The organism is Serratia nevei (assembly GCF_024160145.1).
Lineage (GTDB): Bacteria > Pseudomonadota > Gammaproteobacteria > Enterobacterales > Enterobacteriaceae > Serratia > Serratia nevei_A.
The window spans coordinates 79,292-101,055 of the sequence record NZ_JAMYWQ010000005.1 but is presented as its reverse complement, the minus strand read 5'-3'; the positions used below and the strand labels follow the sequence as shown (position 1 = coordinate 101,055).

Genomic DNA, 21,764 nt, shown 5'->3' with positions numbered 1-21,764 from the left:
GTTACTCCATCATCTTTTCAATCGGCAGCACCAGAATCGAGCTGGCACCGAGCGCTTTCAGTTTTTCCATGGTTTCCCAGAACAGGGTTTCGCTGCTCACCATGTGCATCGCCACGCGGTTCTGCGCGCCGGCCAGCGGCAGAATGGTCGGGCGCTCGGCGCCCGGCAGCAGCGCGACGATCTCGTCCAGCTTCTCGCTCGGCGCGTGCAGCATGATGTATTTGGATTCACGCGCCTGGATCACGCCCTGAATGCGGGTCATCAGGCGGTCGATCAGCTGCTGTTTGGCTTCCGGCATTTCGCCGTCGCGCTGAATCAGGCAGGCCTTGGAGCGGTAGATCACTTCCACTTCGCGCAGGCCGTTGGCCTCCAACGTGGCGCCGGTAGAGACCAGATCGCAGATGGCGTCGGCCAGGCCGGCGCGCGGCGCCACTTCCACCGAACCGTTCAACAGGCAAGATTTAAAGCGCACGCCCTGCTTGTCGAGGTATTGCTTCAGCAGGTGCGGGTAAGAGGTGGCGATGCGGGCGTCCTGCAGGCTTTGCGGGCCGCTGTATTCGGCGTCGAGCGGGGTGGCCAGCGACAGGCGGCAGCCGCCGAAATCGAGACGGCGCAGGGTGAAGTAACGCGGATCTTCGCCCTGAGCGCGGCGGCTGAGCAGCTCTTCTTCCAGCACGTTCTCGCCGATGATGCCCAGATCGACCACGCCGTCCATCACCAGGCCCGGAATATCGTCGTCGCGCACGCGCAGGATATCGATCGGCATGTTTTCCGCGAAGGCGATCAGACGCTGCTGCTGCAGGTTGATCTTGATGCCGCAGCGCGCCAGCAGTTCCTGGGATTCATCGCTCAGGCGGCCCGATTTCTGCATTGCGATCCGTAAACGTGTCTTGTCCAGCATGGTAACCTCTGTTTAATCTGTAATTTTATGAATTTATTGTAGAAACTATTCTTTTCTGTCTGTCCGGAGCCAAAAAAAAACCCTCGGAAGAAATCTTCCGAGGGCTCTCTCTTGCGTTCTGCGCGCCACTGGAAGATTAACAAACCGTCTTCCAGCACTCATCGCCTGAAAGACTAGTCAGGGTGATGGTGATGATGGTGGTTGAACTGAACGCGTGTCATGGTGTTTTTCTCTAATCAAAAGCCGGTAAAAACCGTATGCCAATTAAGCTAAACTATCCGCCGTCCACCGCGCAACCCTTTTTTATCGTCATAAATTTAATTTATTGAAACAGGTTAGGTTATTAGCCGCAGACGGCTTTACCTAACCTTAAGCCGGGCAGATTGTATCGCCGTGCGCAGTGGCGTAGCCTTAGGGGCAGGGTGCTGCGATCTTCAGGAGAGGAAGAGGATGAAAAAGGTAGCCATAATTGGTTTGGGTTGGCTGGGCATGCCATTGGCGCTGTCGCTGATGGGCCGCGGGTATGACGTAGTCGGCAGCAAAACCACGCCGGACGGCGTCGAGGCCGCGCGCATGAGCGGCATCGAATGCTATCAACTGGAGCTGACGCCGGAGCTGCTCTGCGATCCGGACGATCTGGAATCGCTGCTGCGCGTGGATGCGCTGGTGGTGACGCTGCCCGCGCGCCGCACCGTCGAAGGCAGCGAGAACTACTTCAATGCGGTACGCATGCTGGTAGACAGCGCGATGGCCTTCGGCGTGCCGCGGGTGATCTTCACCAGTTCCACCTCGGTGTACGGCGAAACCGCTGGCACGCTGCGCGAAGAGTCGCCGCTGCGGCCGGTCTCGCCGTCGGGCCGGGTGCTGGCCGAGCTGGAGCGCTGGCTGCATGAATTGCCGAACACCTCGGTGGACGTTCTGCGGTTGGCGGGGCTGGTGGGCGTCGATCGTCATCCCGGCCGTTTTCTGGCGGGCAAACTCGACGTGAAGGGCGGTTCGCAGGGGGTGAATCTGGTGCATCAGGACGACGTGATCGCCGCCATCCAACTGCTGCTGAAGCTGCCGAAGGGCGGCCACGTATACAACCTGTGCGCGCCGCGTCATCCAGCCAAGCGCGAATTTTATCCGGCGCTGGCCGAGCAGCTGCACCTGGCGCCGCCGCAGTTCGCCGACGAAGCGGAGCAGGATGAGCGGCTGGTGGACGGCAACCGCATCTGCAACGAGCTGGGCTTCGAGTATCAGTATCCCGATCCGGCTCGCATGCCCGTCAGTTAAGGCGGCATAGGTCGTTCAAAGCGGGAAAAGGTGGCTCGTCACAAAGTCGACGAACAGCCTGATTTTGGCTGACAGATGGCGGCCCGACGGCCAAAGGACATGAAAAACCATGTTCTCGCGGTCATATTCATCCAGAATCGTCACCAGGCTGCCCTGTTCCAGCTGTCTGCGCACGGCGATCTCCGGCAAATAAGCGATGCCGAGCCCTTGTTCCGCGAAGCACACCTGCGGATCGAGAGTATTTGTCACCATGCTGGCCGGCCGTTCGGGGATCATCTCCGTCTTGTCTCCCAGCGGCCAGACATCCAGTTTGCCGGTGCTGGGAAAGCGATAATGCAAACGGGCATGGCTCGTCAGATCCTCGGGCTGGCGCGGCATACCCGCTTGGCTGAAATAGCCCGGCGCGCCAACGAAAACCTTGCGGCAGGTCCCCAACCGGCGGGCAACCAGCCGTGAATCGCTCGGGGTGCCGCTGCGGATAACGGCATCGAAACCCTCTTCAATCACGTCAACCAGCCGATCCGAATAATCAATATCCAGCTCGATCTCAGGATAGCGGCGCTTGAAGTCCCCCAGTTTTGGCATGAAGAGCGTGCCCAGCGACGGGAGACTGATGCGCAGCTTACCCTGGGGCGCTCCTCGCGTTTGTAACAGTTCGGCTTCCGCGTCTTTCACCTCGCTCAAAATGCGTCGGCACCTTTCCAGGAACAAAGCGCCTTCCGGCGTCAGGTTGACCGTGCGGGTGGAGCGGTGAAACAACCGCACGCTGAGCCGTTCCTCCAGCCGGGCGATGGTTTTGCTGACCGCCGACGCGGAGATCCCCAACTGTTGCCCGGCCGCCGTGAAGCTGCGGCTTTCACTGACCCGCACGAAAACGTCGAGAGAACCCAAGCTTTCCATAGGCTTCCATTCTATTGATGACCTTTATGTCATGAGTGTTGTTCACTTTAGCCTGTTTTTCTTTTATCGGCGAGTGGGCAGCATGATGCAAACGTCATCCGCAATGGGCGGAAACATCTTTGAATGGGGAGTGATTGATGAATCAAACGACGATATCTGCGCCTGCCGGAAGCAGCGAACGGTTGCCGCTGGGGGGCCTGCTGGCGTTGGCGATGGCCGCTTTTATCACGCTGCTGACCGAGATCATGCCGGCGGGCGTGCTTTCTTCGATCGCGGGCGATTTGAACGTGTCTGAAAGCCTGGCGGGGCAATTCATCACCGCCTATGCGGTGGGCGCGTTGGTCGCCGCCATTCCGCTGACCGCATTGACGCAGGGCATGCGGCGGCGCCCCTTGCTCTTGAGCGCGATCGGCGGTTTTGCCGTCGTCAACCTCGTCACGGCGCTGTCGCATGATTACCACGTCTCATTGGCGACGCGTTTCTTCGCCGGCGTTTTCGGCGGTATCGTTTGGTCTTTGCTGGCCGGTTACGCCGTGCGCATGTCACCGGCCCATCTTGGTGGCCGCGCCATTGCGATCTCCGGCGCCGGCGCCACCCTGGCGCTGGTGCTCGGCGTACCGCTCGGCACGTTGCTTGGCCGAGCCATCGGCTGGCAAGGCGCCTTTGGCCTGATGACGTTGCTGGCGCTGGTACTCGTGGTGTGGATCATCGCCATCGTGCCGGATTTCCCCGGCCAGGCTAAGGCGCATCGCCCCTCTCTGAGCGGCGTATTCTTGCAATGCGGGATCCGCGCCGTGCTGTTCGTGGTGTTCACCTTCATCGTTGCCCACAACATCCTGTATATCTACCTGGAGCCTTTCCTCACGCCGTCGGGGTTATCCGAGCGGGTCGATATCGTGCTGTTTATCTTCGGGCTGGGGGCGATTGCCGGATTGGGCGTCGCCGGGGTGCTGGTCGATCGACGAGTCCAATCTCTGACGGTGATGAGTATCGTCATCTTTGCCCTCGCCGCCGTGCTGCTGGGGAGTGGGGGACGGATAGCCCCGATGGTTTATCTCGCGGTCGCATTGTGGGGCGCGGCTTTCGGCGGTTTCGCCACCCTCACGCAGACGGCATTATCACGCCTTTCCGGCCGCGCGGCCGACGTGGCGCAGTCCATGTATACGACGGGCTGGAATATCGCCGTGGCCGCCGGTGGCGCGATAGGCGGCATGCTGCTCGACAAGGGCGGAGCGGCCTCTTTTGCCTGGGCCATCATCGGGTTCCTGATCCTGTCTTTAACCGGCACGTTGTTTGCCATGAATCGGGCTCTGGCCTCTCAGCGATGAGGCGATTGGCGCGCGGCGCGCGCCAAATCCTCCAGCAACGCGTTCAACGCCGCGTCGGGCTGGACGGGGCGGCTGACCAGGCTGAGCGTGGCGCGGTAAGAGAGCGCCGCGCCGCCCAGCTGCCGCAGCAGCCCCTGTTTCACCCAGCGCGCCGCGTAGTGGGTGGGCAGATAGCCGAGACAGGTGCCGCTCAGCACCAAATGGGCGACGCTTTCCATATGGTGGGCCACCGCGGCCAGATGAGGCGGCGCGATCGGGCATAGCTGCTGCGCCAGCAGGTAGCCGCGCTTGACCCAGCGCGCGTTTTCAATCTGCTCGCGATCGGGGGCTTCCACCGCGAACAGCGGGTGATCCGCGCTGCAGTAGATCGCCTGCGTCTCCTCCAGCCACGGTTGATAATGCAGTGCCTCCAACCGTTGGCCAAAGTAGCCGATGCCCAGATCGAGCTGCCGGTGCAGCAGCCCTTGCTCAATCTCGTTCGGCGAACAGATGCGGCACTGCAATTGCACGTCCTGATGTCGGCGCTGGAAGTGTTTGATGGCCTGGCTGAACGGGTTGCCCGGCAGCGAAACCAGATTATCCACCAGCCCGATTTGCAGGTCGCCGGTCAGCAGGCCGTTCAGCGACTGGCTGACCCGGGTGAAGTCGCGGGCGGCGTTGAACAGCGAGCGGCAGGCGATCAGCATGCGTTCGCCCTTGGGCGTTAGCCGAAAGCCGGAACGCCCGCGCTGGCACAGGCGAAAGCCCAGCCGGGTTTCCAGCGAGGCCAGGTGAGTGCTGATGGTGGACTGATTCATCAGCAGCGCTTCCTGCGCGGCGCTGACGCCCTGGGCTTCCGCCACCGCGACGAACACCCGCAGCAGTTTCAGATCGATATCGCTTAGGTTGGTGAGCATTTCCCCCTCCGCAGAACGTTGGCCGGTTAACCCATTTTTAACATCGAAGAAATAGGGGCGGCGCTGAAGCTATGGCCTTCCTTATGGCATGAGGATGAAATAAAAATCAATACTTCAATAAGTTAGTTGCATCGCGTTTTTCGATGTTTACATGCAAAAGCGGGAATGGTAGCCGGGATGGCCAACGGGGTAGTCTGCGAATGTTGCTTAAATGTTTCAATTCATCGCAGATAGATAAAGACAAGGAAACGCCATGCTGAACCAACCCCAAAGTGGCAACGATATGCCGCGCTTTGCCGGCATCCCCACCATGATGCGCCTGCCCGCCGCCGACCAGGCGCGCGGTCTGGACGCCGCCTTTGTCGGCATTCCGCTGGATATCGGCACCTCCAACCGCAGCGGCACCCGCTATGGCCCGCGCCAGATCCGCCAGGAGTCGGTGATGATCCGCCCCTACAACATGGGCACCGGCTCCGCCCCGTTTGAACGGCTGCAGGTGGCCGATCTGGGGGATATCGCCATCAACCCTTACAGCCTGGCGGACAGCGTGCAGCGCATCGAAGCGGCTTATCACGAGATCCTGGCGCACGGCTGCATGCCGTTGACGCTCGGCGGCGACCACACGCTGACGCTGCCGGTGCTGCGCGCCGTCGCCCGTCGGCATGGTCCGGTCGGGCTGATCCACGTCGATGCGCATTCCGACACCAACGAAGAGATGTTCGGCGAACGGCTGGCGCACGGCACCACCTTCCGCCGCGCGTTCGAAGAGGGGCTGCTGGCGCCGGAAAAGGTGGTGCAGATTGGCCTGCGCGGTAGCGGCTATGCGGCGGACGACTTCGACTGGTCACGCCGCCAGGGCTTCCGCGTAGTGCCGGCCGAGGCCTGCTGGCATCGGTCGCTGGCGCCGCTGATGGCGGAGATCCGCGAACAGATGGGCGATGTGCCGGTTTACCTGAGTTTCGATATCGACGGGCTGGATCCGGCCTTCGCGCCGGGTACCGGCACGCCGGAGGTCGGCGGGCTGTCGGTCTGGCAGGGGCTGGAGATCGTGCGCGGCTGCCACGGGCTGAACCTGGTGGGCGGCGACGTGGTGGAGGTATCGCCGCCTTACGATCGTTCCGGCAACACGGCGCTGCTGGCCGCCAACCTGCTGTTTGAAATGCTGTGCGTGCTGCCGGCCCGCTGAGGCCGGTGCGCTGACCCTACCGACGGAGCGGTTGCGTCGGGGCCCCTGATAACAATAACAACGGAGTGGAGGTACCCATGAATCTCGATCTGCTGGTCGTGGTGTTTTACTTTCTGGTGATAGGCGCGGTGGGGTGGATGGGCATTCGCCGCGCCAATTCCAAAGAGGCGTATCTGGTCGCCGGGCGCAATCTGGGGCCGGGGCTGTATCTGGGCACGTTGTCGGCGGTGGTGCTCGGCGGCGCGTCGACCATCGGCAGCGTCAAACTCGGCTACACCTACGGCATCTCCGGCGTCTGGCTGTGCGGCGCACTCGGGCTGGGCATCGTGGTGCTGAGCCTGGTGCTGGCCAAGCCGCTGCTCAAGCTGAAGCTGTATACCGTCAGCCAGGTGCTGTCGCGGCGCTATCATCCGGCGGCGCGGGTCACCAGCGGCGCGATCATGCTGGCGTATGACCTGATGGTGGCGGTGACCTCGATCATCGCCATCGGCAGCGTGATGCAGGTGATGTTTGGCCTGTCGTTCGCCGCGTCTATCCTGCTCGGCGGCGGGCTGGTGGTGCTGTATTCGACGCTGGGGGGCATGTGGTCGCTGACGCTGACCGACATCATCCAGTTCATTATCATGACCGTCGGTATGATGCTGGTGCTGATGCCGATGAGCATCGTCAAGGCCGGCGGCTGGGAAGCCTTCACCAGCCTGCTGCCCGCCGGTTACTACCGGCTGTCGTCGATTGGGCTGGACACCATTCTGGTGTTCTTCCTGATCTACTTCTTCGGCATTCTGATCGGCCAGGACATCTGGCAGCGGGTGTTTACCGCCCGCAGCGCCAACGTGGCGCGCTTCGCCGGGCTGGGGGCGGGCGTCTATTGCGTGCTGTACGGCGTGACCGGCGCGCTGATCGGCATGGCCGGCAAGATCGTGCTGCCGTCGCTCAGCAACACCGACGGCGCCTTCGCCGCCATCGCGCAGGCGGTGTTGCCGGCCGGCGTCAGCGGGCTGGTGGCCGCCGCGGCGTTGGCGGCGCTGATGTCTACCGCCAGCGCCTGCCTGCTGGCCTCTTCCACCATCGCGCTGGAGGATGTACTGCCGGCCATCCGGCGCAAACCTTCCGGCGGGTTGGCCGCCGGGCGCTTCACCACGCTTTTCATGGGCGTGGTGATGCTGGGGCTGGCGTTTGTGGTGCGCGACGTACTGGCGGCGCTGACCCTGGCCTATAACCTGCTGGTGGGCGGCATGCTGATCCCGTTGGTGGGGGCGATCTTCTGGCCGCGCGCCACCAGCGCCGGCGCCATTGCCAGCATGTTGACCGGCAGCCTGTGCGTGGTGGGGCTGATGGCCTGGCACGGCATCGACGCCAACAGCCCAATCTACGGCGGCCTGCTGGGTGGCGGCGTCGCCTTCGTGCTGGGCAGCCTGTTGAGCCGCCCGGCAGCTCAGCTGCAGGCTCAAACCGAGCGCTGAGGCGCGATCCAGGCTTTTATCACGGCGTCTTTACTGATTTACTGGAGAACTGGGCGCATCACCGCCCAGTCGGTTTAACGGTGTGGGTAAGGAGAACGTAAGTCATGGGTAAAATCAGCGTCGCATGCTGCCAGTTAGCGTTGCGGGTGGGGGAAGCGGAACACAATCGGGCGCTGTCCGCCCAAGCGATCCGCCGGGCGGCGCAGCGCGGTGCCAACGTTATCGTATTGCCGGAGTTGGTGAACAGCGGCTATGTGCTGCGCGATAAGGCGGAGGCGCGGGCGTTGGCCGAGACCGAAGACGGGCCTAGCCTCAGCCTGTGGGGAGCGCTGGCGCGCGAGTGGGATGTGGCGATCGTCGCCGGTTTCTGCGAGCGCCTGCCCGATGGTGAGGTGGCCAACAGTGCGGCATTGATCGATGCGCAGGGGGTGAGGGCGATTTATCGCAAAGCGCACCTGTGGCACGAAGAGAGCACCATTTTTACCGCCGGCGATCGGCCGCCGCCGGTCATCGAGACCCGCTTTGGTCGGTTGGCGGTGATGATCTGCTACGATCTCGAGTTCCCTGAGTGGGTGCGGCTGCCGGCGCTGGCCGGCGCTCAGCTGCTGTGCGCGCCGGTCAACTGGCCGCTGGCGCCGCGCCCGCAGGGCGAACGGCCGGCGGAGATGGTGAAGGCGCAGGCCAACGCCGCCGTCAATCGGCTGTTCATCGCGGTGTGCGATCGTTGCGAAACGGAGCGCGGCGTTGCGTGGATCGGCGGCTCGGCGATCGTCGACGCAGACGGCTATCCATTGACGCAGAGCCTGGCGGGCGAAGGCATGGTGCTGGCGGAAATGGATATCAGTACGGCCGATGACAAGCGCATCGGCCGCCACAATCACGTGCATCGCGATCGGCGGCCGATGCTGTATTGAAGCGGCGGGGCGGGCTGCCCGGTAGGGAACAGCCGCCGTTTTGGCGCTTACAGCCAGCCCGATTTCTTCAGCTTCTGATACAGGAAAATGCAGCCGACGGCGGTCACCCCCAGCGTAGCATGATAGGCCCACGGGAACTTCAGCTCCGGCATGTCGGCGAAGTTCATGCCGTACAGGCTGAAGACCACCGTCGGAATGGCCAAAATCGCCCCCCAGCCCGCCAGCCGTTTCACCACTTCGTTCTGTTTGACCGTCACCAGCGCCAGGTTGACGTGCATGGCGTTGGTCAGCATTTCACGCATGTCGTCGATATTGCTGACCACCTGATGCGCGTGATCCTGCACGTCGCGTACGTAGGCGCGCAGCTCTTTCGGGATCACCTCTTCGTGCAGGCGGATCAGCTGGTTGCAGATTTCATCCATCGGCAGCGCGGCGTTGCGCAGCGCCAGCAGATGGCGGCGCAGGGTATAGACGTTCTCGATCGCCGCCTGATCGAACTCCGACTGGAACATGTTGGCTTCGATATTCTCGATGGTGCTCTCGAAGCGCGCCACCACGCTGCGGTAGTTGTCCACCACGAAGTCCAGCACCGAATAGAGGGCGAAGCCCGGCCCGCGGCACATCTGCTTGCGGTTCTCTTCCGCCTTGGCGCGGATCGGCGCGTAGCTGGGCGAGGCGCCGTGGCGCACCGTCACCAGAAAATTTTTGCCGACGAAGAAGTGGGTCTCACCGTATTCGATTTCGTCGTGTTCGCCCCACTGCGCGGTTTTCACCACGATGAACAGCGAGTCGCCGTAGGTCTCCAGCTTCGGCCGCTGGTGTGCGCACAGCGCGTCTTCGATCGCCAGATCGTGCAGCCCGAACTCCTCCTGCACCTTGCGCATAAACGCCGGTTCCGGCTGTCTTAATCCCAGCCAGACGAAGGTGTCCGGCTGTTTGACCACTTCGCTGATATCGTCGATGGTCACTTCGCCCAGCCGTTGGCCGGCTTTGTACGCCACACAGTTCACCACCATGCTTTTGCTGTCCATCCGTCCATCCATTAATCAGTCAGGGTTTTGGTGAGAAAATAACACTCATGTTCCACCGGATACTCTTTCAGCGTCATTTGCAGCTGATAGCCGAGTTTTTCGTAGAACGGCCGCGCCTGGAAGCTGAAGGTATCCAGGCGAGCGTAGCGGCAGCCGCGCGCCTGCGCCTCGCGTTCGGCGGCGCGCATCAGCCGGCCGCCGAGGCCGCTGCCGCGCTGGGAGTCCGCCACCCACAGCCACTCGACGCTCAGCCAGTTACCCCAGGTTTCGGCGGTCAGCCCGCCGATCACCGTGCCGGCCTCGTCGCGCGCATAGACGCTGAGCGGCTTGCGGTGACGGGCGTCGATATGCGGCAGGTTGTAAGCGCGCAGGCCTTGCCTGATCGCATCGAGGGTGTGTTCGTCAATCGCGTCGGTAACGGTAATGTCCATGATTCCTCCTGGGTGATGCGTTAACTTAAGCACACTGCGGCCAAAAGGCAACCTGTTGAAATGTAATGCAAACGACCGCGCCCGCTGAGTGGGCTACACTAAACGGGTCATTTCACCCCTCAGGAGGATGCCATGCCCCGATTGACTTTGCTGGCCGGTTTGCTGCTGTGCAGCGGCCTGCTGCACGCTGCGCCGACGGTCAGCCAACTGCAGGACGGCCTGCAACACCCGTGGTCGCTGGCCTTTTTGCCGGCGGAACAGGGCCTGCTTATCACCGAGCGGCCCGGCCGGCTGCGGCTGTGGCAGCAGGGCAAAGGCCTGTCGCCGCCGATCGCCGGTGTGCCGCAGGTTTACGCCGAGGGGCAGGGCGGCCTGCTGGAAGTGTTGCCGGCGCCCGACTTCGCCGCCAGCCGCCGGGTGTACCTCAGCTTTGCCGAACCGGGTGACGGCGGCAAAGCCGGCACGGCGGTCGGCTACGGCCGTTTGAGCGAAGACGGTGCGCGGCTGGAAAACTTCAAGGTGATCTTCCGCCAGTTGCCCAAGCTGTCGGTCGGCAATCACTTCGGCGGCAAGCTGGCGTTCGACCGGCAGGGCTACCTGTTTATCGCGCTGGGCGAAAACAACCAGCGGCCGACGGCGCAGGAGACCGACAAGCTGCAGGGCAAGCTGGTGCGGCTGACCGCCGAAGGGGCAGTGCCGCCGGATAACCCCTGGGTCGGCCAGGCCGGCAAACGGCCGGAAGTTTGGTCCTATGGCCACCGCAATCCGCAAGGGCTGGCGCTGAACCCGTGGAGCGGTGCGATCTGGGAACACGAACACGGCCCGCGCGGCGGCGATGAGCTCAACATCCCGCTGCCGGGTAAAAACTACGGCTGGCCGCTGGCCACCTATGGCATCAATTATTCCGGCCAGCCGATCCCCGAGGCCAAGGGGGAACGGGTGCCCGGCACCGAACAGCCGCTGCACTATTGGCGGGTTTCGCCCGGCCTCAGCGGCATGGCGTTCTATGACGGGCAGCGCTTCCCCGCCTGGCGGCACTCGCTGTTCATCGGCGCGCTGGCGCAAAAAGAGCTGATTCGCCTGACGTTGGAAGGCGACAAGGTGGTGGCGGAGGAGCGGCTGCTGGGCGATCGCGGCGAGCGCATTCGCGAGGTGCGCAGCGGGCCGGATGGCTACCTGTATCTGCTGACGGACGAGCGGGACGGCAAGCTGTTGAAGGTCGGGGCGTCGTAACGCCCCGCAGCGATCAGGTGAGTTCGCTCATCACGCCGCGCTGATAGGCCGGGCGAGCGCGCAGCTGCTGATACCAGCGCGCCATGTTCGGCCGTGGGCGGCGGGCGATCGGCATTTCGAACCAGGCGTAGGCAAAGCTGCCGAGCGGAATATCGCCGAAGCCGAACGCGTCGCCGGAGAGGTAAGGCTGGCGCGCCAGCGTCTGTTCGATGACGTCGAAGTGTTTTTCCAGCGTGGCGATCGCCGCGTCGATTTTCGCCATGTCGCGCAATTCCGGCGCGGTGCGTATCAGGCCCCAAAAGACGATGGTGAAGGATGGGACGATGGTCGAGGTGGTCCAGTCCATCCACTTCTCGGCGGCGGCGCGCGCCTGCAGATCTTGCGGATAGAACGTCGCGTCGCCGAATTTCGCCGCCAGGTAACGCACGATGGTGTTGGATTCCCACAGCACGAAGTCATCGTCCTGCAGCAGCGGCACCAGGCCGTTCGGGTTCAGCGCGCGGTAGCTCTCTTCGTTCACCTTGCCGAACGCGCCGCCGGCGTTGATGTGGGTGTAGCTTAGCCCCAGTTCGGCGGCGCACCACAGCACCTTCCTGACGTTGTTCGAATTCTCACGACCCCAAATGGTCAGCATGGGATAACTCCGTTAGCGGATTAAAGACCCTTAATACCTACGCCACAATGCGCTTTTTGTCACACCGCAGGGCATTTTTTGCCTGCCGATCAACGCTCCCAGCGGCACACTTCCCAGCCGTGCTCCGCCGCCAGCGCGCTCAACTCGCTGTCGGGATTGATCACCGTAGCGCTGTCGACGAATTGCAGCATCGCCTTATCGTTGAGGGAGTCGCTGTAGCCGTGGCTGTGTTCGAATGTCAGGTGCGGGTGCTGCGCCAGCCAGTGTTGCAGGCGGATCACCTTGCCCTGTTGGTAGGTCATGGTGCCGTAGGTGTTGCCGGTGAAGCGGCCGTCGCTGATTTCCACGCCGATCGCCAGCGCATCGTCGGCGCCGAGCTGTTCGGCGATCGGCGCCACCAGGTGCTCGCCGGTGGCGGAGATCACCAGGATGCAGTCGCCGCGCTCGCGGTGCCACTGCAGGCGTTCACGGGCGGCGGGGTAGACGCGCGGCAGGATATCGCGGCGAATGTAGCGTTGCACCCAGCCGGCCACGGTTTGCACGCTCAGGCCGGTCAGCGGCGCCAGCGTGGCCTGCATGTAGTCCTCCATCGACAGCTTGCCCTGATAATAGAGCTGCATCAGCTGCTGCTCCTGCAGTTCCAGCTCCGCCGGCGCGAAGCCCTGGCCGACCAGCCAGCGGATCCACAGGCTGGCGCTGTCATCGTCAATCAGGGTTTCATCCAGGTCGAATAAGGCTAAATCCATCAGTATTTCTCCGGCAGGCAGGGTATGAGGTCGTTTACAGGATAGCGGATAGCGCCCATCGCCAGCCAGCGGCGTCGGCGAAATTGCGCAGAGCATAAGAAACAATGATGACGCTTTTGCGACAGTTTGTTGAACGTTTGCATAACTTAGAACGCAACAATATTGGCCGCCCCGGCCAGCGCGGTGATAACTATGAGGCAAACGCAGCCACCCGCCGGGGAGAGACAATGTTGATTATTCGCCTGTACGGCAGCCCGATAGCGATCGGGGAAGAAGAAGAGGAACCGCATGATGACGCACCTGACGACGCTGAAGACGCTGCCGCTGCTGGATCTTTCGCAGCTTGACGGCGATGCGCGCCGGCGGCGCGCCTTTCTTGACGATTTGCGCGCGGCGGCCCGCGACGTCGGCTTTTTCTATCTGCGCGGGCACGGCGTGGACAGTGCGCTGAATGCGCGGCTGCAGCAGGGCGCGCGGCAATTTTTCGCGCTGCCGGAAGCCGACAAATTGGCGGTGCAGATGGTGCATTCGCCGCACTTTCGTGGTTACAACCGGGCGGCGGCGGAGCTGACGCGTGGCCAGCCGGACTGGCGCGAGCAGTTCGATATCGGCACCGAACGCCCGGCGCTGACGCTGTCTGACGACACCCCGCGCTGGGCGCGTCTGCAGGGGCCAAACCAGTGGCCGGCGGCGCTGCCGACGCTGAAACCGCTGTTGCTGCAGTGGCAACAGGCGATGACCGCCATGTCGCTGCGGCTGCTGCGCGCTTTCGCTTTGGCGCTGTCGCTGCCGGAGCAGGCTTTCGATCGCTTGTACGGCGAGAAGCCCAACGAACACATCAAACTGATTCGCTACCCGGGGCGGGACGCTACGGGCAGCGCACAGGGCGTCGGTGCGCACAAGGACTCCGGCTTTCTCAGCTTCTTGCTGCAGGACGAGCAAAAAGGGCTGCAGGTGGAGGTGAGCGAAGGGCGGTGGATTGACGCCCTGCCGCGTGAGGACACCTTCGTGGTGAATATCGGCGAGCTGCTGGAACTGGCGACCAACGGCTATCTGCGCGCCACGGTGCATCGGGTGGAAACGCCGCCGGCGGGGCGCGACAGGCTGTCGATCGCTTTCTTCCTCGGTGCGCGATTGGACGCGGTGGTGCCGTTGTATCAACTGCCGCCGTCGCTGGCGGCGCAGGCGCGCGGCCCGGCCAGCGATCCGCTCAACCCGCTGCTGCGCGACGTAGGGTATAACTACCTGAAAGGCCGCATCCGTTCCCACCCCGATGTGGCACAGCGCTTTTATCGGGACGTCATCGGCGTCTGAACATCAGGCACAAAAAAGCCCGGCGCACCGGCCGGGCTGATGGCGATTGATTCGGGCGATTATTCCGCCAGCGCCTGCTGCAGGTCGGCGATCAGATCTTCCACATCCTCAATCCCCACCGACAGGCGGACCAGCTGCGGCGTGATGCCGGTTGCCAGGCGCTGTTCCAACGGAATGGAGGCGTGCGTCATGCTGAACGGCTGGCTGATCAGGCTCTCCACACCGCCCAGGCTTTCCGCCAGGGTGAATAGACGCGAACGTTTGATGACCCGGCGCGCATAGGCGTCGTCGCCTTTCAACCGCACCGAGATCATGCCGCCGAAGCGCGTCATCTGTCGCGCCGCCAGCGCGTGCTGCGGGTGGCTCGGCAGGCCGGGGTAGTAGACGTTTTCCACCTGCGGCTGGCTCTCCAGCCACTGGGCGATGCGCAGCGCGCTGTCGCTGTGGCGCTGCATGCGCAGGGCCAGGGTGCGGATACCGCGCAGCGTCAGGAAGCTGCTGAACGGATCGAGAATGCCGCCGACCGCGTTTTGCAGGAAACCGAGCTGTTCCGCCAGCGCCGGGTTAGCCCCCACCGCCGCGACGCCGGCCACCACGTCGGAGTGGCCGTTGAGGTATTTGGTGGCGGAGTGCACCACCACGTCAAAGCCCAGATCCAGCGGACGCTGCAGATACGGCGAAGCGAAGGTGTTATCCGCCACGCTGATAAGCTGATGCTTTTTGGCGATCGCGGCGATGGCGCTCAGATCCGCCAGTTTCAGCAAGGGGTTGGTCGGGGTTTCCACCCAGATCATTTTGGTATCCGGCTCGATCGCCTGTTCCAGCCCGGCGAGATCCGCCGGTGATACGTAGGTGACGCGCAGGCCGGCGGTACGGCTGCGCACCTTTTCCAGCAGGCGATAGGTGCCGCCGTACAGGTCGTCCACCGCGATCAGGTGGCTGTCTTTATCGAGCAGCTCCAGCACCGTGGAGCAGGCCGCCAGGCCGGAGGCGAAGGCGTAGCCGCGGCTGCCGCCCTCCAGTTCGGCGATGGCGCTTTCCAGCGCGGTGCGCGTCGGGTTGGCGCTGCGGGAGTATTCGTAGCCGGTATGCTCGCCCGGCGCCGGTTGGGCGTAGGTGGAGGTGGCGTAAATTGCCGGCATCACGGCGCCGGTGGCGTCCGGGGTGTAACCGGCGTGAACGGTCAACGTATCAAACTTGGCCATAATGGGTCCTTATTAACGTAATTTTTGGCGCCAGGCGTTAAGCACGTCTGTGCGGGTAATCAGGCCGAGGAAGCGCTCGCCGTCGAGCACCACCGCGACGTGGCCATGGTTGAAGGTGGCCTGTAATTCGTCGTAGCCGGCTTCTTTTTGCAGCGTATGGACGCGCTTGGTCATGGCGCTGCTGGCCGGCAGGCTGAAGTGGGCGGCGTCGGCCTGCACGGCGTTCAGCAGATCCCACTCATCGATCAGGCCGACCACCCGATCGCCTTCCAGCACCGGCAGCTGCGAGATGTCATACAGCCGCATGCGGGCGTGCACGATCGCCAAGGTGTCGTCCGGCGCGGCGGAAACGGCGGCGCCTTCGTCGTGGCGGTAGGCGATCAGATCGCGCAGATCGCCGTGCTGCGGTTTGCTCAGCAGGCCCTGTTCCAGCATCCAGTGATCGTTATACATTTTAGACAGGTATTTGTTGCCGCTGTCGCAGACAAAGGTCACTACCCGCTTGGGTTCGGTCTGTGCGCGGCAGTAACGCAGTGCGGCGGCCAGCAGGGTGCCGGTGGACGATCCCGCCAGCACGCCTTCCTTGCGCAGCAGATCGCGCGCGGTGGTGAAGGCTTCTGCGTCGCCGATGCGGTAAGCGTGGCGAACCTGGTCAAAGTCGCTGAGCGGCGGGACGAAGTCTTCGCCGATGCCTTCCACCAGCCAGCTGCCCGCTTCGCCGATGTGGCCGCTGTCGAGATAGTCGGCCAGTATTGAACCCGCAGGGTCGGCCAGCACGAATTCCGTCTGCGGCGACACGTCGGCGAAATAGCGGCTCAGCCCGCCCAGCGTGCCGCCGGAGCCGACGCCAACCACGATAGCGTCCACCTCATGTTCCATCTGCCGCCACAGTTCAGGGGCGGTGGTGGTGGTATGGGCCGCCGGGTTGGCCGGGTTGTTGAACTGATCGATATAAAAGGCGCCGGGGATCTCTTCGGCCAGGCGTTTGGCGTAATCCTGATAGTAAGCCGGATGCCCCTTGCCGACGTCCGAGCGGGTCAGCAGCACTTCCACGCCCAGCGCGCGCAGGTGGAAGATCTTCTCGCGGCTCATCTTGTCCGGCACCACCAGCAGCAGCTTATAACCTTTCAGCGCCGCCACCAGCGCCAACCCCAGGCCGGTATTGCCGGCGGTGGCTTCGATGATGGTGCCACCCGGATGCAGCTTGCCGTCGCGCTCGGCCTGTTCGATCATCGACAGCGCCACGCGGTCTTTGATCGAGCCGCCGGGATTTTGGTTCTCCAGCTTGACGAACAGCCGGCACGGGCCGGTATCGAACTGGGTCAGTTCCAGCATCGGGGTATTGCCAATCATCTCGATGACGGAATGGGGTATCGCCATGACTCATCTCCAGGATTATTCGGTATAAAAGTCTTTGTGCGGATGATAGCGCTGAGGATAAGCGCTTTAAAAAGAACAAATAACGGTTCCATATGCCATTATGGAATATATTAATCTTTTTTAGACGTATAGAGGCTCAGATGTTTAGCGGTGCAGATGCTTGGCCGTGTAGCCGTTAGTGGGCGTAAAAACCGGCGTTGCGGCGTTTTTTTGAACGATAGCCGGGGGCCTGCGTACAGTTATGTAAAAATGCTGAAAATTCACGCTAAACCCTGCAAAAATAAGATAAATCACATAAACTCACAGCAAGGGCATTTTCGGAGCGTTGTGTGACCCGCTACGGGCGCCGCAGGGGGTTGCGGCCGGCACACGCGCACCGGGCCACTCTCGCTGGTTGGCTTAAAACGTGAACATGTTTGAAAGTTAACGCTATTTCAATGGTTTGAATGGACACTCTGGCGACGTCATGATGAAAAAAAACTTATCCACTTCCCTGAAAAAACTGACCTTCAGCGTAGGCATCCTGTTGCTGGCCGCACCGGCTGTGCATGCGGCCGAGCCGCCAGCGCCGCCGCAGGTAGACGCCAAGGCCTACATTCTGATGGATTACAACAACGGCAAGGTGCTGACCGAAGGCAATGCCGACACCCGTCTCGATCCCGCCAGCCTGACCAAGATCATGTCCAGCTACGTGATCGGCCAGGCGATCAAGGCCGGCAAGATCAAGCCGGAAGACATGGTCACCGTCGGCAAAGACGCCTGGGCGCCCGGTAATCCGGCGCTGCGCGGTTCTTCGCTGATGTTCATCAAGCCGGGCGATCAGGTGCCGGTGCTGGAGCTGAATAAGGGCATCGTGATCCAGTCGGGCAACGACGCCAGCATCGCGCTGGCGGACTACGTGGCGGGCAGCCAGGATTCGTTCGTCGGCCTGATGAACAACTACGCCAAATCCCTGGGCTTGCAGAATACTCACTTCCTGACGGTGCACGGTCTGGATGCGGAAGGGCAGTACAGCACCGCGCGCGACATGGCGCTGCTGAGCCAGGCGCTGATCCGCGACGTGCCGGACGAATACGCGCTGCATAAAGAAAAAGAATTCACCTTTAACAAGATCCGCCAGATTAACCGCAACCGCCTGCTGTGGAGCAGCAACCTGAGCGTCGACGGCATCAAGACCGGTTACACCAGCGGCGCCGGCCATAACCTGGTGGCGTCGGCTTCAGACGGCCCGATGCGCCTGATCTCGGTGGTGCTGGGCGCGCCGAGCGATCGCGTGCGCTTTAGCGAAAGCGAAAAGCTGCTGACCTGGGGCTTCCGCTTCTATGAAACCGCGACGCCGATCAAGGCCGATAAGCCGTTCGTCACCCAGAAAGTGTGGTTCGGCGACGTCAGCGAAGTGCCGCTCGGCGTAGCGAAAGACGCCTCGGTCACCATTCCGAAAGGGCAGATGAAAAACCTGAAGGCCAGCTACAAGCTGACCCAGCCGACGCTGGAAGCGCCGCTGGCGAAAAACCAGGTGGTCGGCACCATCGATTTCCAGCTGGACGGCAAGACCATCGAACAGCACCCGCTGGTGGTGATGCAAGAGGTGAAAGAGGGCAACTTCTTCAGCCGCATTTGGGATATGGTGATGATGAAGCTGAGCCAGTGGTTCGGCGGGATCTTTGGCTGAATATTCTGTTCAGCCTCATCTAATGACAAGGGCGCCGTTTGGCGCCCTTGAGATAAATGATAAACCTGATGATGTTGCCGGCCTTACGGAAGGCAAGATTAAAAAATAAGGAAAATCAATTTGTTGATTTTAGGCTGATGATCACAAAGGAGGAAAAAACACGTTTTTTCTCCTTTCTTTGTCAGCGGTCCAAGGGCGCCATTCGGCGCCCTTGGTTTATCAGTTACAGGCCACGACCTTGATCGCCAGCCCACCCTGGGAGGTTTCGCGGTATTTGGCGTTCATGTCTTTGCCGGTTTCGTACATGGTTTCGATCACCTTATCCAGACAAACTCGCGGTTCGCTGGTGCGGCGCATCGCCATGCGTGCGGCGTTGACCGCCTTGACGGCGGAAATGGCATTGCGTTCGATGCAGGGCACCTGAACCTGGCCGGCGAGCGGATCGCAGGTCAGCCCCAAATGGTGCTCCATGGCGATCTCCGCCGCGATGCACACCTGCGCCGGGCTGCCGCCCAGCAGCTCGGTCAACCCGGCCGCCGCCATCGAACAGGCTACGCCCACTTCTCCCTGGCAACCCACTTCGGCACCGGAGATCGAGGCGTTCATCTTGTACAGCGCGCCAATCACGCCGGACGCCAGGAAGTAGCGGGTGTAGGAATTGGCGTTTACCGGGCGGATGAACTTGTCGTAGTAAGCCAGCACCGCTGGGATGATGCCGCAGGCGCCGTTGGTCGGCGCGGTGACCACGCGGCCACCGGCGGCGTTCTCTTCGTTGACCGCCAGCGCGAACATGTTGATCCAATCGACCACGTTCATCGGGTCGATATTGTTCTTGTCGCCGGTCACCAGAATGCGGCGCAGCGCGGCGGCGCGGCGCGGCACTTTCATCGGGCCGGGCAGCAAGCCTTCGGTGTTGATGCCGCGTTCGATACCGGCGCTCATCACCTGCCAGACGTCGGCAAAGTGCGCGTCGATATCCGCCTTGCTGCGCAGCGCCAGCTCGTTCTGCATCACCAGGCCGGACAACGACAGCCCGGTGTCTTTGCAATGCTGCTGCAGATCGTGCGCCGATTTGAACGGGTAGGGCACCGGCGTGGCACCTTCGGCGGACTGGCCGAAGTGCTCTTCGTCGACGATGAAACCGCCACCGATCGAGTAATAGGTTTTGCTGTGCAGCAGGCGCTCACCGGCGAAGGCGCGGATGCGCATGCCGTTTTCGTGCAGCGGCAGGTTGTCGCTGTGGAAGTTCATGCCGCCGTGCAGCGGGAAATCCACCTCGTGATGGCCGTTGGCCAGCGGCAGGCGGCCGCGCTGTTCGACGTCGCGGATAAAGCCCGGAATGCTGTCGATGTCTACGTCGTGCGGCAAGTTGCCGGCCAGGCCCATGATGATGGCGATATCGGTGTGGTGGCCTTTACCGGTCAACGACAGCGAACCGTACACGTCGACCACCACGCGGGTGGTGTCCTGCAGCTGCTGGTGGGCGATCAGATCGTCGACGAACTGTTTGCCGGCTTTCATCGGGCCAACGGTGTGGGAACTGGATGGGCCGATGCCAATTTTGAAAATATCGAAAACGCTGACCATGGTCTCGCCTCCTTCTTCAGGTTTCAGGCGGTGAATACGGGAAATGGGGGAGTGCGGGAGGGCCGGCGCGCAGCGGCGCCGGCCGGACGTGATTAGCCGAGCAGGCTGAACACGATAGCAGAGATGGCAATCAGACCCATCACAACCACGAACACGTTGCTGATGTGGCCGCTGTACTTGCGCATGGCAGGCACTTTACGGATGGCATACATCGGCATCAGGAACAGCAGCATGGCGATGATTGGGCCACCCAGGGTTTCGATCATGCCGAGGATGCTTGGGTTCAGGGTGGCGACGATCCAGGTGGTCACCAGCATGAAGATAGCGGTCATGCGGTTCAGCTTGGCGGTGCTGACGGTTTTGCCGCGGCTCTTCATCGACTTGGCAACCAGGCCGTTGAAGCCTTCACGCGCGCCCAGGTAGTGGCCCAGGAACGATTTGGTGATGGCGACGAAGGCGATAACCGGCGCGATGTACGCGATCATCGGGTTGTTAAAGTGGTTAGCCAGGTAAGACAGAATCGAGATGTTCTGCGCCTTGGCTTCCGCCAGGTTTTCCGGCGTCAGGCTCAGCACGCAGCTGAACACGAAGAACATCACGGTCAGCACCATCATGATGTGCGCATAAGCCAGAATGCGGGAGCATTTCTTCTCGGCGTCTGCGCCGTACTCTTCGCGTTTGGCCACGGCGAAGGCGGAGATGATCGGCGAGTGGTTGAAGGAGAACACCATGACCGGGATCGCCAGCCACAGGGTCATGATCAGACCGTGCCCCATGCCGGTACCGCTGCCGGACAGCGACACGTTTTCGAAGATGGCGCCGGTCCAGTTAGGGATCAGATACACCGCCAGCAGCATCAGCACCGCGACGAACGGGAAGACCAGGATGCTCATGGTTTTTACGATGGCCTGCTCACCGAAGCGCACGATGGTCATCAGGCCGACGATCAGGATCAGCGACAGGATGGCGCGCGGTGGTGATGTCATGCCCAACTGGTGGGTGATGAAGCTGTCGACGGTGTTGGTGATCGCCACGCTGTAAACCAACAGAATCGGGTAGATGGCGAAGAAGTACAGCAGGGTAATCAGCTTACCGGCGGTGATGCCGAAGTGTTCTTCTACCACGGCGGTGATGTCTTCACCGGGATTTTTGCCGGACAGAACGAAACGGCACAGGCCGCGGTGGGCAAAAAAGGTCATCGGGAATGCGATGATGGCCATGATGATCAGAGGAATCAAACCGCCGATGCCGGCGTTGATGGGCAAGAACAGGACGCCTGCGCCGATGGCGGTGCCGTACAGGCCCAACATCCACATGGTATCCGTTTTACGCCAGGTACTGCTGGAGCCCGAGGCCGCAGAGGCAATTGTGCCGGTCTGTGTAGTGTCCATAAATATCTCCGAAGTGAACACGAATTTAAAATTAAAAGGCAAAACTTAAGGTTAAACCGTCAAACGTCCTATTCAGGCAACGCTTGCGGTAAGAATCAGGTGTTGCTTGCGGGGATGTTTTGGCGTCCCCCTGGTTGTTTATTGTGTTCATTACCAAGGCACAGCGCCGGGTAATTCACTAAAGACTTTTCACCGTCACGGGCGATAAAAGTCGTTACCGCTGCCGACAGGTCTTTGCCTGTCGATTTTTGTTGGCGGCAAGATAACGATTTACAGT

The 21,764-nt window shown here is 61.9% G+C and carries 21 protein-coding genes and 1 other annotated feature; of the genes, 9 read left to right on the top strand and 12 right to left on the bottom strand.

Features of this window, described 5'->3' with window-relative positions; all coding sequences use genetic code 11:
- Nucleotide 1 precedes the first annotated feature (1 nt).
- Together hisG and hisL are read right to left on the bottom strand one after the other, a co-directional pair.
- Nucleotides 2-901, bottom strand: a complete 900-nt coding sequence (gene hisG / locus M6G53_RS06045) for an ATP phosphoribosyltransferase (RefSeq protein ID WP_253329761.1) — start codon at nt 899-901, stop codon at nt 2-4.
- A gap of 71 nt (nt 902-972) precedes the next feature.
- Nucleotides 973-1,099 (bottom strand) — a sequence feature (His leader region).
- A complete protein-coding gene (gene hisL, locus M6G53_RS06040) occupies nt 1,075-1,122 on the bottom strand; it encodes a his operon leader peptide (RefSeq protein ID WP_100396937.1) in 48 nt (15 codons plus the stop codon). It overlaps the preceding feature by 25 nt.
- A 229-nt stretch (nt 1,123-1,351) precedes the next feature.
- Between hisL and M6G53_RS06035 the strand changes: the two genes are divergently transcribed.
- Nucleotides 1,352-2,176, top strand: a complete 825-nt coding sequence (locus M6G53_RS06035) for an SDR family oxidoreductase (protein WP_253329759.1) — start codon at nt 1,352-1,354, stop codon at nt 2,174-2,176.
- 15 nt (nt 2,177-2,191) lie between these two features.
- Here M6G53_RS06035 and M6G53_RS06030 read toward each other — a convergent pair whose 3' ends face one another.
- Nucleotides 2,192-3,076, bottom strand: coding sequence for a LysR family transcriptional regulator (locus M6G53_RS06030; protein WP_253329757.1), 885 nt, complete (start codon nt 3,074-3,076; stop codon nt 2,192-2,194).
- 137 nt (nt 3,077-3,213) lie between these two features.
- Between M6G53_RS06030 and M6G53_RS06025 the strand changes: the two genes are divergently transcribed.
- Nucleotides 3,214-4,404, top strand: a complete 1,191-nt coding sequence (locus M6G53_RS06025; protein WP_253329755.1) for an MFS transporter — start codon at nt 3,214-3,216, stop codon at nt 4,402-4,404.
- Here M6G53_RS06025 and M6G53_RS06020 read toward each other — a convergent pair.
- Complete coding sequence (locus M6G53_RS06020) at nt 4,395-5,300, bottom strand: LysR family transcriptional regulator (protein WP_253329753.1); 906 nt, start codon at nt 5,298-5,300, stop codon at nt 4,395-4,397. The two genes, M6G53_RS06025 and M6G53_RS06020, sit on opposite strands and share 10 nt — an antisense overlap.
- Nucleotides 5,301-5,553: 253 nt before the next feature.
- Here M6G53_RS06020 and speB point away from each other — a divergent pair, with 253 nt between their 5' ends.
- The 3 genes from speB to M6G53_RS06005 all read left to right on the top strand — a co-directional run bounded on the left by speB (nt 5,554) and on the right by M6G53_RS06005 (nt 8,863).
- Nucleotides 5,554-6,486 (top strand): agmatinase, encoded by a 933-nt coding sequence (speB, locus tag M6G53_RS06015; RefSeq protein ID WP_253329744.1) that lies wholly within the window; start codon nt 5,554-5,556, stop codon nt 6,484-6,486.
- Nucleotides 6,487-6,563: 77 nt separating this feature from the next.
- Nucleotides 6,564-7,949 (top strand): sodium:solute symporter family protein, encoded by a 1,386-nt coding sequence (locus M6G53_RS06010; RefSeq protein ID WP_253329741.1) that lies wholly within the window; start codon nt 6,564-6,566, stop codon nt 7,947-7,949.
- A gap of 104 nt (nt 7,950-8,053) precedes the next feature.
- Nucleotides 8,054-8,863 carry a nitrilase family protein gene (locus tag M6G53_RS06005; RefSeq protein WP_253329739.1) on the top strand — a complete coding sequence of 270 codons (810 nt, stop codon included), beginning with the start codon at nt 8,054-8,056 and terminating at the stop codon, nt 8,861-8,863.
- A 47-nt stretch (nt 8,864-8,910) separates the two neighbouring features.
- On the opposite strand, the gene M6G53_RS06000 is transcribed toward M6G53_RS06005, so the two are convergent.
- Together M6G53_RS06000 and M6G53_RS05995 are read right to left on the bottom strand one after the other, a co-directional pair.
- On the bottom strand, nt 8,911-9,894 hold the full coding sequence (locus M6G53_RS06000) for a magnesium and cobalt transport protein CorA (RefSeq protein WP_055312326.1): 984 nt from the start codon (nt 9,892-9,894) through the stop codon (nt 8,911-8,913).
- A gap of 11 nt (nt 9,895-9,905) precedes the next feature.
- Nucleotides 9,906-10,325: a GNAT family N-acetyltransferase gene (locus tag M6G53_RS05995; RefSeq protein WP_041034264.1), complete on the bottom strand. Its 420-nt coding sequence runs from the start codon at nt 10,323-10,325 to the stop codon at nt 9,906-9,908.
- A 132-nt stretch (nt 10,326-10,457) separates the two neighbouring features.
- Between M6G53_RS05995 and M6G53_RS05990 the strand changes: the two genes are divergently transcribed.
- The gene (locus M6G53_RS05990) at nt 10,458-11,558 is read left to right on the top strand and encodes a PQQ-dependent sugar dehydrogenase (RefSeq protein WP_253329737.1); all 1,101 of its coding nucleotides are present in this window, start codon (nt 10,458-10,460) and stop codon (nt 11,556-11,558) included.
- Nucleotides 11,559-11,571: 13 nt separating this feature from the next.
- Here the strand turns inward: M6G53_RS05990 and M6G53_RS05985 are convergent, their stop codons facing one another.
- Both M6G53_RS05985 and M6G53_RS05980 read right to left on the bottom strand, forming a co-directional pair.
- Nucleotides 11,572-12,192 (bottom strand): glutathione S-transferase family protein, encoded by a 621-nt coding sequence (locus M6G53_RS05985; RefSeq protein WP_253329735.1) that lies wholly within the window; start codon nt 12,190-12,192, stop codon nt 11,572-11,574.
- Between the two features lie 89 nt (nt 12,193-12,281).
- Entirely contained in the window at nt 12,282-12,938 is a 657-nt protein-coding gene (locus tag M6G53_RS05980) for an HAD family hydrolase (protein WP_253329733.1), read from the bottom strand.
- A 104-nt stretch (nt 12,939-13,042) separates the two neighbouring features.
- Here M6G53_RS05980 and M6G53_RS05975 point away from each other — a divergent pair, with 104 nt between their 5' ends.
- Together M6G53_RS05975 and M6G53_RS05970 are read left to right on the top strand one after the other, a co-directional pair.
- Nucleotides 13,043-13,285 (top strand): hypothetical protein, encoded by a 243-nt coding sequence (locus M6G53_RS05975; protein ID WP_253329731.1) that lies wholly within the window; start codon nt 13,043-13,045, stop codon nt 13,283-13,285.
- Nucleotides 13,230-14,252, top strand: a complete 1,023-nt coding sequence (locus M6G53_RS05970) for an isopenicillin N synthase family dioxygenase (protein ID WP_253329881.1) — start codon at nt 13,230-13,232, stop codon at nt 14,250-14,252. Before M6G53_RS05975 ends, M6G53_RS05970 begins: the two co-directional genes overlap by 56 nt.
- A 59-nt stretch (nt 14,253-14,311) precedes the next feature.
- Here the strand turns inward: M6G53_RS05970 and M6G53_RS05965 are convergent, their stop codons facing one another.
- Nucleotides 14,312-15,457: a trans-sulfuration enzyme family protein gene (locus M6G53_RS05965; protein WP_253329729.1), complete on the bottom strand. Its 1,146-nt coding sequence runs from the start codon at nt 15,455-15,457 to the stop codon at nt 14,312-14,314.
- 12 nt (nt 15,458-15,469) lie between these two features.
- A complete protein-coding gene (locus M6G53_RS05960; RefSeq protein ID WP_253329727.1) occupies nt 15,470-16,837 on the bottom strand; it encodes a pyridoxal-phosphate dependent enzyme in 1,368 nt (455 codons plus the stop codon).
- 466 nt (nt 16,838-17,303) lie between these two features.
- On the opposite strand from M6G53_RS05960, the gene M6G53_RS05955 reads away from it, so the two are divergent.
- The gene (locus tag M6G53_RS05955; RefSeq protein WP_253329725.1) at nt 17,304-18,509 is read left to right on the top strand and encodes a serine hydrolase; all 1,206 of its coding nucleotides are present in this window, start codon (nt 17,304-17,306) and stop codon (nt 18,507-18,509) included.
- 219 nt (nt 18,510-18,728) lie between these two features.
- On the opposite strand, the gene M6G53_RS05950 is transcribed toward M6G53_RS05955, so the two are convergent.
- Together M6G53_RS05950 and M6G53_RS05945 are read right to left on the bottom strand one after the other, a co-directional pair.
- Nucleotides 18,729-20,096 (bottom strand): L-serine ammonia-lyase, encoded by a 1,368-nt coding sequence (locus tag M6G53_RS05950; protein ID WP_025302221.1) that lies wholly within the window; start codon nt 20,094-20,096, stop codon nt 18,729-18,731.
- Nucleotides 20,097-20,188: 92 nt separating this feature from the next.
- Nucleotides 20,189-21,487 (bottom strand): HAAAP family serine/threonine permease, encoded by a 1,299-nt coding sequence (locus tag M6G53_RS05945; RefSeq protein ID WP_038881129.1) that lies wholly within the window; start codon nt 21,485-21,487, stop codon nt 20,189-20,191.
- Nucleotides 21,488-21,764: the final 277 nt, after the last annotated feature.